Raw genomic sequence first — 13,963 nt, 5'->3', positions numbered from 1 at the left:
AATATGGGTTCAGCCGTGGGAGTTGTCTTAGCGGCGCGGTTCATGCCGCTTAGACAACTGGCGTCTTTGAGACGTGACTTTCGGCTCAAAGCGAGGCCGAGACCGCTTCTCAGGCTCGGTCCGGTCCGCCCACCGCGTTCCAACCCACAGTTGGCGGACGGTAGGCGGACAGCTACGTGTTGTGTTGCCATAACTATTCCGCCAAGTAAGGCAGGTGCAGGGCGGAATCGCCGAGCTGGATGGAGTACTGCAGGTCCTGGTTACCGCGGACGGTCATGCCGAAGTCAGTCGCGTAGATGACCAACCCCAACTGATGGCCGGCCAATAACCGGTAGTGCGTTGGTTGGAGTGTCACGCTTAAATCGTAGAATGCATTGGGCTTCAACTCATCAACGTGATAAGCATTGGTCCGGTTTTGCAGGTTACGGTGACCCTTCGTGATCATCTTAAACGGCGTCGTTGCGGCCGGCTGGAATTCGCGTAGGTCGTCTTCGCGCCAACGGTAACCTTCGTCGAGAGCCTTGCGGGCCAAAATGGTGGGGGAGACGCCCAAGCGTTTGGCATCGCCGTAGTCCACGATTTGGAAACTTAACATCCCCACGGGCTGATTGACGGCCACACGCAGGTCAACGACGGGCTTCCCGTCTAACAATAAGTCGTCGGTTAAGACCGCGGATTTGAAAATCAAACGGTGGTTAAACATGGCATTGTGCTTGTCACCCAGCAGGTCGTTTTGCCAAGCAGCGATGTTGTGCGTGTAGCGGTTGTATTGTTCGACGGGTAACTGGTCGCTGAAGCTGGTGGCGTATGGCAATGGTTCGTGCGTTTGTTGATCGACCAGCTCGTCGTGTTGCAAGTTGTAGCTGCGCGTGGGGTTGGTCGGGGCATCCCAATCGGGGTAGGCGTGCCAAGTTTCCGGTTGCGTATTGTCTTGAATGATGACGTTGGGCAACAACGTTTCGGCTTGGTTATCGACGCCCAACAGTTCGTGGGTCAGCCACAGGTTGACGATGTCGGTGTAGTCGATCGAGCGAAAGGCGTTGATGTAGATGTGTTGGCCTTGGTGGAGGATCAATTTCTTTGTGACCGGCAAATCGCGCACGGCATTCCAAAGATTGTTGACGTTGCGGGGCTTGACGTTCCAGTCGTTTAACCCATGGACCAGTAGTAAGTCGGCCTTGATGTTCTTGGCATTCTTCAGGTAGTTGCGTGCATCCCAGAAACGGTTATAGTTCCCGGTGACGCGGTCTTGGTCGTGGGTGATGGCAGCGAGGTCAGCTTGCCATTTTGCCTGAATGCGGTGGTAATCCCCCGCCTGCAGTTGCCGGCTAAACGTTTCCTCGGCCAGGACGTCGGCGTCTTCACCGGGAAAACCGCCGGGGGCGATGACCAGGCCGCCGTCACGGTAGTAGTCGTACCAATTGGAAATGGCGGCTTCGGAAATGACGGTCTTGAGGCCAGCCACGCCAGTCGTTGCGGCGGCGGTGGCCAGCGTGCCCAAATAAGAACGGCCGGTCATGGCCACCGCGTGATTGCTCCACCAAGCGGGGATGGCTTGCGTAGCGGCACGGCTGGTAAAGGCCGTCCGGTTGCCGGCTAGCCATTCGATGATGGCAATCGTCGAGGTCGTTTCCTCAGGGTCGCCGGTCGTCCGGACACCATCAGAATCCAGGGTCCCAATTCCCGCGGCGTAAACCGCGGCGAATCCCCGGGCTAAAAAGTAGTCGTTAAGCGTGTAGGATTGCTCGCGCGCAAAGGTTTGTTCGGCTTCCTTGGTCGTCGCTGTGACGGCCCGGGGTGCTGGTACCGGGGTGGTATCCGGTTGGGCGGTCACGTCGGTTAAGGTCGCGTCGTTAGGCTGTTTGGGCTGGAGCGGCACGTTGACCTTGTGCATCATGTGGTCACCGGCCTCGTCGTTAGTCCCTTGATTGTAGGGGCTGGCGGTGTAGAGGACAGGAACCTTCAAGCCAGCTTCCGTTTCGGCGGGACGAATGATTTCGGCTTTCAACAGGTCTCGTTGGCCGTCATGGTCGGTGTCTTGGGAACTTTCGACGTAGACGACTTCACGAATCAGTTGCGTCGTGTCAAAGACGGCCTGAGATTTGCCGTTAAAAATCAGCGGCTTTTCCACGTTGGGGTCGTGCACGAGTGGTTCGAAATAGCCGTGGGTGGTCAGCTGATCCAAGAAGGTCTGCCCGTTTTTGGAGTGGGTCGTCAACAGCTGATACCAGGCTTGTTTCAATTCGGCCAGGGTGAAATCAGCTTCGGCGTGGTCGGCAACTGGCAGTTGAATCTTCGCCATGGCGGCCAGCGGGTCGGCTAGGGTGAAGTCGAGGTCGACGGCAAACCCCAACCGTTGTAAAGCCAGATTGTAAAAGACCGTGACGGGAACGTTGTCATGATGGCTGAGAAACTCCCAGCCATCGGCAGCTGGTGTTGCCATCAGGTTGGCCAGTTGTTGGTGAATGACGTCGGGCGTCTTGAATTCCGGCCAACTCCGGTCATAAAAGTCACGTAGTAGCTGACTAGGAGTGGTCAGGTCAGCATTTTTCTCATCTAAAAAGTGAATCCGTTGAAGTTCGTCAAGGGCCTGAGCGGGTGCTGTGGGCCGAATGGCAAATTGTTGGTTACGCATAAAACTTCGCCTACCTTATCAATTTATTTGAAATCAACGTTTCTTGGAAAAACAGGTTTACCTGGGAGACATGACATGGGACTGGCCACCTCCGTACGCCAACTATGGGTTGGAACGCGGTGGGCGGACCGGTCGAGCCGAAAGGCGGTCTCGACCTCGCTTTGAGCCAGAACAGCACTGTCTCAAAGACGCCAGTTCCCTAAGCGGTAAAAACCACCGCCAAAGGAACTCCCACGGCTGAATCCATATTTGGCGAACTGCGGTTACGGTGGGGGTTAGCAGCCAAAGCAATTTGGTGCAAGCTGCGGTCGCTATTGTTACGAAAACACGCCAGTTAAGAGGTCTACCGGTACGACCAGTCAATAGCCGTAGGCCGCTGGGGATGGCGCCAGCTGTGTCGACGGTGTTGGCAGAGGTTTTGTCTCTGCCTACAGCGTGGGACGACTTGGGAGACTGGCGGGGTTAGCCAGGCTTCCAAGCGAACCGGAAGCCCGTCCTTTGGCTGCAGGTGTTCCCCATAGCGGGCAGAATCCCCAGCGACCGCAGGCGACGCGCACGACGTTACTGGTCGTTGAGCCGGCTGTGGCGGAGGCCGTAGCCGAAGTAGATCAACAGGCCCAACGCAAACCAGATGGACGAGGCAATCCACGTTTCAGCTGGCAGTTGGAGCATCATGTAAAAGCACAGTAGCCCGGACAGAATCGGCAAATACGGGTACAGCGGGACTTGGAAGCCGGTGTTGTGCGGCAAGTCCGGTAAGTGCCGAAGCCGTAAGATACCAAATGACACGAACAGGAAGGCCACTAATGTCCCGATATTGACCAGGTTGGTCAGTTGGGCCAGCGGAACGAAACCGCCCAGTAAAGCAATCACAATGGTCACCACGACCAGACTGTGTTGCGGCGTTCCCGTTTGGTCGTCGATTTTACCCAAGAACTTCGGCAACAAGCCGTCGCGGCCGACCGAGTAGATCAGGCGTGATGAGCTGTAGATCATGGTGACCATCATGGTAAACATACCGGCCAACGCACCCAGTGAGATGATGCCAGACGTCCAGTTTTGGTGGACCAACGTGAGCGCAAAGGACACGGGGTCAGCGACGTTTAAGCGGGTGTAGTGAACCATCCCGGTCAAGACGATGGCGACCAGCATGTACAACACGGTAGCCACGATGAGCGTGCCGATGATGCCGATGGGCATGTTTTTCTTGGGATTCTTGACTTCAGCGGCGGACGCGGAGACCACGTCGAACCCTAAATAAGCAAAGAACACGGTCGAGGCGCCCCGCAGAATCCCTTTAGACCCGAATGGTGCGAACGGCTGCCAGTTGCTCGGCCGCACGTAGAAAATGCCGACCGCCACGAAGAGAATAATAATGGCAATTTTAACGATGACGATGGCATTGTTGATGCGCATGGATTCCCGCATCCCGCGGTTTAACAGCCAACTGATGAAGAAGACCACCAGAATGGCAATCAGATTGCCGTAGGTACCGTGGGCGGGGTCGTAGGGACCGGTGATGGCGTTGGGCAAGTTGAGGTTGAAACCAGCCAGAAATGATTTGAAATAAGCGCCAAACGCGTTGGCCACGGCGGCGACAGCCAGGACGTATTCAAGAATCAACGCCCAGCCGAGCACCCAACCGATAATCTCGCCAAAGACCAGGTTACCGTAAGAATAAGCAGAACCCGCGACCGGCAAAACGGAGGCAAATTCGGCGTAGCACATGGCGGCGGTGGAACAGACAATGGCGGCAATCAGAAAGGATAAAACAATGCCTGGGCCACTGTATTGCGCGGCGATGGTCCCGGGCAAAATGAAGATCCCGGTCCCAATGACGGCCCCAATCCCTAATGACATCAGGTCCTTAGCCGTCATTGTTTTGGCAAAGTGTTGGTCACTTTGCAGGTAGTTATCTAAGCGTTCGCGACGAAATATACGCGCAAGTCCCATAAAAAGCCTCCTAATATAATAGATGAAACAGAAAATCTGGGCCACATTGGTCGCCTACCGTTACGCGAAAGTCTAGGCTGGAACGCTGGGGGAGGACGGCTTGAGCCTGAGAAGCGGTCTCAAGCCTTGCTTTGAGCCGGAAGAACACCGTCTCAAAGTCACCAATTTACCAGCAAAAGACGCTGCTAAATTCCCCGGCTGAGCCTAGATTTCGCTTCACTCCCGGCTAATATGGTGGATGTTCATACCGTTAGGTTAAGTCGGTTGGCATAAGCGTTTCAGCCGTGTAAACTAGCTGATGGTCCGACCAGCGTGGGTGATGACCACTAACGTAGCCGATAGTTCGCTAAATCTGAGCTCAGCCGTGGGAGTTCCCTTAGCGGCATGGTTTAAGCCGGTTAGGGAACTGGCGCCTTTGAGACGTGGGTTGCGGCTCAAAGCGAGGGGTCGAGACCGCTCTTTGGCTCGGCCCGTCCGCCCACCGCGTTCCAGCTCGGATTTAGCGAACGGCAAGGCGGCTAGTACCAACTGCGGAACGGTAAGGCAAACTGACAAGCGACTGACAAGCAGGAGCCCATACATTGATAATACACATTGTGGCCGCAGGTTTCAGCACTTTAGGCGGTTTTTCCCGCGAAATGGTGATGTTGCAGATAGTGTACCCTAAGATTAAATTAAAAGTCAATGAGAGTTCGTGGCATTTTCCGCGAAAAGAGAGTGAAATCCTACCCATTACCCAGTGTTTCGATTTAGAATAGAAGGAGTTTAGTCAAATTCGAGGAGGAAACACCACATGATTACCGAAAATGCTAGTGGAGCGGTCGTTTACCGGTTGGTCGATGATCAGATCCAATATCTACTATTAAAGAGTGCCACCAGCGACTTTTGGGGATTCCCCAAGGGACACGTGGAAGGCGACGAAAGTGACATCGCTACGGCAGTTCGTGAGATTCGCGAAGAGACCCAATTAGTGGTCGCCATCAATCCAGAATTTCACGCCGATTTGGACTACGACATGGCTAATGGCCACCACAAGCATGTAGTGCTGTACACGGCGTTGGTTCCTGCCGACAGCCAAATCACGCGTCAGGTAGCAGAAATCAGTGAGTTTGGGTGGTTCGACTATCCGACAGCACGGCAAACGCTCAGCTATGACAACTTGAAAGGACTGTTGGACCAAGCCAACACCTATTTGGAGGACCACCATGACGCCTAAAGTTCTCGTGATTACCGGCGCCACCGGGACGGGTAAGACCACGGTGCAAAATTACCTGGTCACTCACTACCCGGTCACCAAAGTCATCACCCACACCACCCGCCCACCACGGCAGGGAGAAGTCGACGGGGTCGATTATTATTTTGAAACGCCCGAGAGTTTTCCCAAAAATCATTACCTAGAATCCGTCGTCTACGCCGGGTACCACTACGGCTCATCGAAAGAGGGCCTTGCGCGGGGGTTCCAACGGGCGCCGTTTGACGCCATCGTGTTAGATAGTGCGGGGGCCATCACCTATGCTCAGGAGTTGGGCGACCAAGCCGTCATCATCTTTTTGACGGTGAGTCAGCCGGATAAATTGGCTCATCGACTGAGTAAACGCGGCGATGACCAACACATGATGGCCCAACGTCTAGCCAGCGCCGAATACCGGCGTGATTTGACCATGCCGCTGGCGTTACGGGGCAAAGCTATTCAGCTCAACAACGACGATTGGCAGCAAACGCAGATCAAATTAGACGACTTGATGACGCGACTGCAACGCGACGAGGCAATTGATAGTTGAGTTTCGCAGTAAGTATGCTAAACTAACAGGGAATTCGGCAACGTTATTTGTGCTGGCCGCCTTACCGTTCACTAGCTAGGCGTTGGAACGCTGTGGGCGGACGGGTCGAGCCAAAGGGCGGTCTCGCCGCCTCGCTTTGAGCCGAAGAACCCGTCTCAAAGACGCCAGTTCCCTAACCGGCGTGAACCGTGCCGTTAAGGGAACTCCCACGGCTGAACGCCTAGCTAGTGAACTCTCGGCTATAGTGTGCTTCCCAGTAACATAGCAATCGGACCCCCTGGCTGATGCAGGCATGGATCAATGAACGGTAAGGCGGCCAGTCCAATAAGTGTTGCAACAATGTTTAACCGTTTGAAAAAAATAACCCAAGGAGGCCACCCATCATGGCAGAATCTTTAAGTACCGCCGTAGCGATTTTAAAGAAGAATAAGTTAAAGATGACCAAGCAACGGCACGCGCTCTTAGAGTTCCTGTTGACGAACCAGGCCCATTACACCGATGTGGTGACCGTCGACGCTTACATGCGCACGGAATTCCCGGGGATGAGTCATAACACGGTGTACCGCAACTTGAAGGAATTCGAGGAAGTTGGCATCGTGGAACAGAATACGGAACAGGAACGTGCCCGGGTCAAATACCAGTGTGATTTACACCATCAACACCATCATCATTTTGTCTGCCAAAATTGCGGCAAGGTGATTGAACTACAGATGTGCCCGATGGACTTTTTCTCCGACCAGTTACCTGGTTGTGAAATCGCGGGACACAGCTTTGAACTCTACGGCTTATGCGCTGAGTGTAAAGCGGCCGGTGTTCAGGAACAAGACTTAGTGAAAAATTAAGAGAAATTTGACAGATTTTTGAGTTTCCTATGCGACAATAGGGTCAGTTAGGTAAACGGAAGGAGGAATGACGCATGGGGTATCGCACACCACCCTTAATTACGCCATTCGCAATTGTGTCGATGGCACTCGCTCTCGGGGCAACCAATGTGGTGACGAACACCGTCACGAAGACCGATGAAGGGGCTTCACGAGTCTCAAATACCAGTTCATCGTTAGTCAGCAACTTGTCCTCGAGTGATTCGAAGAAGGCGAGCGACGACAGCAAGAAGAAGGATTCAGATTCGTCTAAGGATAGCTCTGACAGCAGTAGTGATGAGTCTTCAGACAGTTCATCCACGGATACGGAAAGTTCTTCCGCTAAGAAAACGTCATCGACTGAATCTAGTACCGCCGACACAGCGGGAACGACTGGTAGCACTGGCACGACTACGTCCAAGAAAAAGAAGACGTCTTCTAGTGCGGTCAGTTCATCAGCCACGACTAATGACGACAACACGACTGACAACAGTACGGCCGATACAGAAAATGACACGGCCGACACGACCGATGATAACGGGACGAACACATACAGTCACACGACTTACGGCGCCACCAATGACTCGGATCAATAACGAAGGAAGGGGGACCGACAATGTTAAGCTTTCTTGACATGGTCAACCACTATTTAGGTTACATCAACGTCAACGCTAAAATTAAGAACCGCATCTACGTCATCATTGGCGCTTTGGGGGACCTGTACTTGTTTTACATCGGGTTCCGGTACCTCCAAAATGGCCACCCATTCTGGGGCTTATTGATTCTGTTAGTTGCACTGATTCTGCTATATTTTGTTTATTTGAACACGGTGTACTATTTCACGGAGAAAAAGGCACCTTTCGACATCTCACCGAAGATTGAAAAATGGCTGCACATTAAGCCCAAGGAAGCCGAAGAGGCCAACCAGCCCACAGCACGCGGCGGTCGCAACATTCCGGCCAACGGGTATTTCGATGAAAAGAAAATATTACCCGGGAAATTAACGGCCAGTGACAGTGATGCGCGTAACGTGCAAAACTTGGCCACACGCTTGCAACAAAACCAACTGCTCCAACTGGATTACTCTGGCTTGGGTGACCGCGAAATCATGGAACAAACGCGCAAGACGGGCAAACCAGTCTACGCTTCTGGTCCGGCGGTGTTGATTCCTTACTTTGAAATGCAAACGGAAGGCCAGCAATTGGTCGTCTACGCCGGCATCAATCAAGCGGAGAAGCAACGGGTCGGCGTGGTCAGCACGGTGGGGTTACAAAATGTTGCCGATGTACGGGACCAATTTGAACTGTATCTGGCCAACGCCACGTTGGTCGGTGGACCATTTAAAGTCTTGGGCCGTACGTCGTTGATCGAACAGCCCAATGATTTCCAAGTGGCCGTTCAGCTGGCGTACAAACACCATGACGACCGGCCGACAACGGACCGTTACGATACTCGTGGCACCACGACGACTGGGACCAGTCGCCAGGCCCGCTATGACGCCACGTCAACCACCAGTGACGAACCTATGACACGGACATCGCGTTATCATCACTAGTAGATAAGCCTGTCGCCTCCAGCTCGCTAACGATAGTTCTTCTTTTGCCACTGGCTAGTGAGCGTACGCCAAGTCGGTGGGGACAATAGTGTACGTCAAGCAATCTTAAAGTAATTGCGTCAGCTCTTTGTTGGGTTGGCGTTTTTTTGTTTAGTGAGGCTATTCTTTGGCTCATCCCATATCCAGTGAACGGTAAGGCGACTAGCTCTTCGTCACGCGACACCCCTTTATCTTTACTAACGAAATCCAACCGGCGTTTGTCACCCCCAATGGATGAATTTTAGGAAAAATCGTCTCGCCGGGTAAAATGGTTGTGGCGCTGAAAGATTGGCTTAGTCGGCACCAATCGGTTAACCACAGTTGAAAAAATTTTTTAGGTCAGATGGACCCGTGGTATACCTAACCTTTGACCCCCAAAACGTTCCGTAGGAGTGGGTGGTGTAAAGCTGTTTATTTTGACCGGGTAATTTTTTTGGTTTAAACTTTACTTTAGACACTTTAAAATCCAGTCTCACGGGATTGGATGGGGCGCTAGTCGCCGCAAGCACGGCAAAAAATCACTAGTGGAGGGAATACTTATGTCAATGATTGAATTTCACAACGTGGAAAAGTATTACGGCGATTTCCACGCGCTGCACAATATTAATTTAACAATCGACGCCGGTGAAACGGTTGTGCTGATTGGGCCGTCTGGTTCTGGAAAGTCGACCTTGATTCGGACCGTCAACGGGTTGGAACAGATTCGTCACGGCCAATTGATCGTTAACGGCCAAGACCTGGCCAATCCTAAGACGGACATGAACCGGATCCGTAAGAACGTGGGGATGGTGTTCCAACACTTTAACCTCTACGCCAACAAGACGATTTTGGAAAACGTCATGTTAGCACCGCGGATCGTGTTGCACCGGAATGAGGACGAAAACAAAAAGGTCGCCATGGAAATGCTAGACCGGGTTGGATTGGCGGACCAAGCACCCAAGATGCCGTCGCAACTCTCCGGGGGGCAACAACAACGGATCGCCATTGCTCGTTCACTGGCGATGAAGCCGAAATGTCTCTTGTTTGACGAACCAACCAGTGCCTTGGATCCTGAAATGATCGACGATGTGTTGAACGTTATGAAGACCATTGCCCGGGACTCCAGTATGACGTCACTGATTGTGACCCACGAAATGGGCTTTGCTCGTGAAGTGGCTAACCGAGTTATCTTCATGGCAGACGGCCGTATTTTGGAAGACGATTCCAAGGAAAAGTTCTTCGATGGCGAGCCAAGCAACGAACGGGCTCGGCAATTCTTAAGCAAGATTTTGACACATTAATCACAGGGAGGGATGCTCACGATGAAAAAATTAATTCGCAGTTTGGGCCTGCTACTCTCCCTGGTTGCTTTGACAGTAATCGTCAGTGCGTGTGGCAGCAAGCCGCTGTCTGAACGCAACGTGTATCAGACGGACAAGCAATCCAAGACAATCACTTGGGGTGTCAAAGCGGATACCCGCTTGTTTGGGTTGCTGGACACCAAGGATGGGAAAATCAAAGGCTTTGAAGTTGATTTAGCCAAGGCATTGACCAAGCAAATGCTGGGCAAGGACGCCAAGGCCAAGTTCATTCAGGTCACGAGTTCGACCCGGATGCCGATGCTGAAAAATGGGAACATCGACGCCATCATTGCGACCATGACCAATACGCCGGAACGGCGCAAGCAAGTCACCTTTTCCAATACCTACTTCTACGCTGGCCAATCACTGCTGGTCAAGCGCGGCAGTAGCATTAAAAACGTCAAAGATTTGAACCGTGAAAAGGGCACGGTCCTCGGGGTCGTGGGATCTGATTCCGTGGAAAACGTGGCCAAGGTCGCGCCCAACGCCAAGGTCTTACAACTGACCGACTACGCGCAAGCCATGACGGCTTTGAAGTCTGGTCAAGGCCAAGCGTTGACGACCGATAATGGGATCCTGTACGGGATGTCCGTCCAAAACCCGGGCTATGAAGTTACCGGCGGGACGTTCGTTTCCGAACCATACGGGATTGCGATGGACAAGAACCAAACGCCGTTTAGAAACGCAACCAATCGGGCATTGACCGAGTTGCGGGACAACGGTACCTACGACAAGCTCTTGCACAAGTGGTTCCACAACGTTAAGGGCTTTGACTACAAGGAGGCGGCTAAAGAATGATTCATATCTTTTCAGATTACGGTGGCACCTTACTTTATGGGTTAGGCCAAACGCTGCTTTGTAGCATTCTTGCCTTGATCTTCAGTTTGATTCTCGGGACGTTCTTTGCCCTGTTAGAAGAATCACCCAGTAAGGTTGCCCGCGGCATTGCCCGGGTCTACATTGAAATTTTCCGGAACATCCCCCTGCTGGTCATCACGATGTTCTTCTACGTGGTGTTCCCGCTGTACGTCATCAAGATGAACGGGTTCACGGCCGGCACGATTGGCCTGACGCTTTACACGTCGGCCTTTATCGCTGAAACGGTCCGCGCTGGGATTCAATCCGTTGACCCGGGGCAAATGGAAGGGGCCCGCTCCAACGGGTTGTCCTTCTGGCAAGCCATGCGCTACATCATCTTGCCCCAAGCCTTTCGGTACGTGATTCCGCCACTGGGTAACCAGTTCGTGAACCTGGTCAAGAACTCCTCAACGTTGGCCTTCGTGGGTGGTTTTGATTTGATGTACCAAGGTAACGTCATCGCCTCGAGTTCGCTGGAAACCATTGCAGCGTACTCGGCGGTCGGGGTCTTATATTTGGTCATCACCATGCCCATCAGTTACTACATGCGCTACTTGGAAAAGCGGTTAGCTTAAAGGGGAGGAGAATAAATTATGTTACAAAACTTTATTGATGCCTACTCCCCAGATAACTTACGCTACCTGTTCGGTGGGCTAGGAATCACGATTCTGGTTTCCATCGTGTCTATCATTGGGAGTTTTATTATCGGCTCGATTCTCGGGGTCATTCGGTACGTGAAGATTAAATACTTATCAGCCATCGTAGGGTTGATCATCGATATCATCCGGAACCTACCGCTGATCTTGATTCTGTTCTTTACTTACTTTGGGTTACCCAACCTGGGGGTCAAACCAGAAATTATTCCGGCCGCGATTTTAGCCATGACGATTTTCGAATCGACCATGCTGGCAGAAATCGTGCGTTCCGGGATTCAAGCCGTCGACCCCGGCCAGATGGAAGGGGCCCGCGCTAATGGGCTGACCTACTGGCAAGGCCTGTGGTACATCGTGTTGCCACAAGCCATGGTCAAGATGATTCCGGCGATTGTTAGCCAGTTCATCTCGCTGGTCAAGGACACGTCTTTGGCAACGATTATCCTGTTACCAGAAATGTTGTACCGCTCACAGATTATCTACGGCCAAAACACCAACTACATCATTCCGATGTTCGTGGCGATTGCGCTGATGTACTTTATCGTTTGTTACTGCTTGTCCGTGCTCGCCCGTTACCTGGAGAAGCGCCAAGCCTAATTTTAGCTAAATCGAAAACGCCCAGTCATTTCGTTGTGAAATGGCTGGGCGTTTTTTGGCAACTGGTAAGGAAGATAGCAAAAAAGCCACCCGCAAGAAAAAGCGGGTGGCTAAGTTCATAATTATTCCGTAACAACGTATTGCTTGAAGCGGTCGAAGTCAGCGGACTGGAGCTCGACCTTGAGCGCGGTACCGTCTGCTTCATAATTGGTGTCGAGCACGTTGGCGTGGTCGTTCATGTAGGCCACGACATCCCCGTCGGCGAACGGAATCAGGAAGTTGGCCGTCACGTAATTGTGGAAGACTTTTTCCTTAACGGCCTTCACCAATGCGTCGATGGAGTCGGCATCCATGGCGGAGAGAATCAACTGGTCGCCAACCCGGTTCGGGTAATGGGCGTCGGTCAAATCGGCCTTGTTGAAGACCGTGATCATTGGTACATCGGTGACACCAATATCTTCCAGCGTCTGTTCCGTGGTAGCCATCATGGCTTCTTTGTTGGGGTCAGCGTAGTCGACAACTTGGATCAAGAGGTCGGCGTTGGCAGCTTCAGCTAACGTGGAGCGGAAGGCCTTGACCAGCTGCGTTGGCAGTTGGCTCACGAAGCCGACCGTGTCGCTCAATAGCAGCTTCTTTTGGTCGGGGAAGGTCAGCTGACGCACGCTGGTATCCAACGTGGCGAACAGCATGTTCTTAACGAAGACCTGTTTTTCTTCGCTCTTGCCGAATTCACGGACCAGTGCGTTCATCAACGTGGATTTGCCGGCGTTGGTGTAACCGACTAACGCGACGGAAGGCAGTTCATTGCGTTCCCGCTGTGCCCGTTGGGTGGCCGCTGCTTGGTTGATTTCCTTGAGTTCGTGGTTCACGTGGTTGATCGATCGTTGAATGGTCCGACGACTCATTTCGGTTTGTGATTCACCAGAACCACGGTTGGTGAAGCCACCGCCGCCACCGCTACCGGTTTGTTGGTCCAGCCGTTGGGAAGCGCTGGTGTGTAGCCGGGGCAGTTGGTATTGTAACATGGCCAGTTGAACCTGGAGCTTGGCTTCACGGGACTGGGCCCGGTTGGCGAAGATTTCCAAAATCAAACCAGTTCGGTCCATGATCCGAGCTTTGGTGCCCGCCTCGAGGTTCCGAATCTGACTGGGAGTTAGCTCATCGTTGACCACGATGGTATCGACGCCATCGTCGGCAACAATGGTGGCCAGCTCTTCGACTTTCCCTGTCCCGAAGTAAGTCCCCGGGTTAGGCTTAGGCAGTGATTGCTGAATCTCTTCAACCACCGTCATGTTGTTAGCCTCCACCAAGTTTTTCAGTTCAGTCATCGAGTAGCCGAAGGTGGCCTGACCGGCGTTTAAGCCAATCGTGATGACTGGTGTTCGTGGGGTTTCTTCCAAAAGATCACCCTCCTTTAAAGTCTATGTGCCAAGTATAACATGCCGGCCGGCAAACGTTGCAGGATTAGCCAGCGTTGACCGGCAGTTTTCAGAAAATTAATGAGCTGGTGAATCGTTAAGTTGGGTAAATGATAATACAATGAGAATTTTTAGTGACCGGCGGATGAGTGACAGTGTCGTGGGCCAATTCAAGCTGGACCAGTAGTTGCCTAGTTGGTGGTGTGAGCCGGTAAATTTAAAATAATTAAGATTTGGTATTGATTCTCATTTAATTTTAATATATAGTTGTCAG

General features: G+C 52.5%; 12 protein-coding genes. 9 read left to right on the top strand and 3 right to left on the bottom strand.

Translation table 11 applies throughout. The features are described from left to right. Positions 1 to 193: 193 nt before the first annotated feature. Entirely contained in the window at positions 194 to 2,635 is a 2,442-nt protein-coding gene (locus EKM83_RS09270; protein WP_125576732.1) for a Xaa-Pro dipeptidyl-peptidase, read from the bottom strand. A gap of 561 nt (positions 2,636 to 3,196) precedes the next feature. Continuing rightward, a complete protein-coding gene (locus EKM83_RS09265; RefSeq protein ID WP_125576730.1) occupies positions 3,197 to 4,588 on the bottom strand; it encodes an APC family permease in 1,392 nt (463 codons plus the stop codon). A 793-nt stretch (positions 4,589 to 5,381) separates the two neighbouring features. Between EKM83_RS09265 and EKM83_RS09260 the strand changes: the two genes are divergently transcribed. The 9 genes from EKM83_RS09260 (at position 5,382) to EKM83_RS09220 (ending at position 12,271) form a co-directional block, all read left to right on the top strand. Continuing rightward, on the top strand, positions 5,382 to 5,804 hold the full coding sequence (locus EKM83_RS09260) for a bis(5'-nucleosyl)-tetraphosphatase (RefSeq protein WP_125576728.1): 423 nt from the start codon (positions 5,382 to 5,384) through the stop codon (positions 5,802 to 5,804). Continuing rightward, positions 5,794 to 6,369: a nucleoside/nucleotide kinase family protein gene (locus tag EKM83_RS09255; protein ID WP_125576726.1), complete on the top strand. Its 576-nt coding sequence runs from the start codon at positions 5,794 to 5,796 to the stop codon at positions 6,367 to 6,369. The genes EKM83_RS09260 and EKM83_RS09255 overlap by 11 nt, the downstream gene beginning before the upstream one ends. Positions 6,370 to 6,752: 383 nt before the next feature. Further along, entirely contained in the window at positions 6,753 to 7,211 is a 459-nt protein-coding gene (locus EKM83_RS09250; protein ID WP_125576723.1) for a Fur family transcriptional regulator, read from the top strand. A gap of 74 nt (positions 7,212 to 7,285) precedes the next feature. Further along, complete coding sequence (locus tag EKM83_RS09245) at positions 7,286 to 7,825, top strand: hypothetical protein (protein WP_125576721.1); 540 nt, start codon at positions 7,286 to 7,288, stop codon at positions 7,823 to 7,825. A 20-nt stretch (positions 7,826 to 7,845) separates the two neighbouring features. Beyond that, positions 7,846 to 8,784: a DUF6681 family protein gene (locus tag EKM83_RS09240; protein WP_125576719.1), complete on the top strand. Its 939-nt coding sequence runs from the start codon at positions 7,846 to 7,848 to the stop codon at positions 8,782 to 8,784. Between the two features lie 578 nt (positions 8,785 to 9,362). Next, positions 9,363 to 10,103: an amino acid ABC transporter ATP-binding protein gene (locus tag EKM83_RS09235; protein WP_125576717.1), complete on the top strand. Its 741-nt coding sequence runs from the start codon at positions 9,363 to 9,365 to the stop codon at positions 10,101 to 10,103. A gap of 21 nt (positions 10,104 to 10,124) precedes the next feature. Beyond that, positions 10,125 to 10,961 carry a transporter substrate-binding domain-containing protein gene (locus EKM83_RS09230; protein ID WP_125576715.1) on the top strand — a complete coding sequence of 279 codons (837 nt, stop codon included), beginning with the start codon at positions 10,125 to 10,127 and terminating at the stop codon, positions 10,959 to 10,961. Further along, the gene (locus EKM83_RS09225) at positions 10,958 to 11,596 is read left to right on the top strand and encodes an amino acid ABC transporter permease (RefSeq protein WP_125576713.1); all 639 of its coding nucleotides are present in this window, start codon (positions 10,958 to 10,960) and stop codon (positions 11,594 to 11,596) included. The genes EKM83_RS09230 and EKM83_RS09225 overlap by 4 nt, the downstream gene beginning before the upstream one ends. Before the next feature lie 18 nt (positions 11,597 to 11,614). Beyond that, positions 11,615 to 12,271, top strand: a complete 657-nt coding sequence (locus EKM83_RS09220) for an amino acid ABC transporter permease (RefSeq protein ID WP_125576711.1) — start codon at positions 11,615 to 11,617, stop codon at positions 12,269 to 12,271. Between the two features lie 122 nt (positions 12,272 to 12,393). Here the strand turns inward: EKM83_RS09220 and hflX are convergent, their stop codons facing one another. After that, entirely contained in the window at positions 12,394 to 13,671 is a 1,278-nt protein-coding gene (hflX, locus tag EKM83_RS09215) for a GTPase HflX (RefSeq protein ID WP_125576709.1), read from the bottom strand. Positions 13,672 to 13,963: the final 292 nt, after the last annotated feature.

It is taken from the genome of Levilactobacillus angrenensis (genome assembly GCF_003946085.1).
Taxonomy (GTDB): Bacteria; Bacillota; Bacilli; order Lactobacillales; family Lactobacillaceae; genus Levilactobacillus; species Levilactobacillus angrenensis.
The sequence above is the reverse complement of the archived record's forward strand: the minus strand, read 5'-3'. Positions and strand labels throughout refer to the sequence as shown.

Coding starts and splice junctions, on each gene's coding strand:
- EKM83_RS09270 (WP_125576732.1), bottom strand. CDS start 2,635: ATGCGTAACCAACAATTTGCCATTCGGCCCACAGCACCCGCTCAGGCC.
- EKM83_RS09265 (WP_125576730.1), bottom strand. CDS start 4,588: ATGGGACTTGCGCGTATATTTCGTCGCGAACGCTTAGATAACTACCTG.
- EKM83_RS09260 (WP_125576728.1), top strand. CDS start 5,382: ATGATTACCGAAAATGCTAGTGGAGCGGTCGTTTACCGGTTGGTCGAT.
- EKM83_RS09255 (WP_125576726.1), top strand. CDS start 5,794: ATGACGCCTAAAGTTCTCGTGATTACCGGCGCCACCGGGACGGGTAAG.
- EKM83_RS09250 (WP_125576723.1), top strand. CDS start 6,753: ATGGCAGAATCTTTAAGTACCGCCGTAGCGATTTTAAAGAAGAATAAG.
- EKM83_RS09245 (WP_125576721.1), top strand. CDS start 7,286: ATGGGGTATCGCACACCACCCTTAATTACGCCATTCGCAATTGTGTCG.
- EKM83_RS09240 (WP_125576719.1), top strand. CDS start 7,846: ATGTTAAGCTTTCTTGACATGGTCAACCACTATTTAGGTTACATCAAC.
- EKM83_RS09235 (WP_125576717.1), top strand. CDS start 9,363: ATGTCAATGATTGAATTTCACAACGTGGAAAAGTATTACGGCGATTTC.
- EKM83_RS09230 (WP_125576715.1), top strand. CDS start 10,125: ATGAAAAAATTAATTCGCAGTTTGGGCCTGCTACTCTCCCTGGTTGCT.
- EKM83_RS09225 (WP_125576713.1), top strand. CDS start 10,958: ATGATTCATATCTTTTCAGATTACGGTGGCACCTTACTTTATGGGTTA.
- EKM83_RS09220 (WP_125576711.1), top strand. CDS start 11,615: ATGTTACAAAACTTTATTGATGCCTACTCCCCAGATAACTTACGCTAC.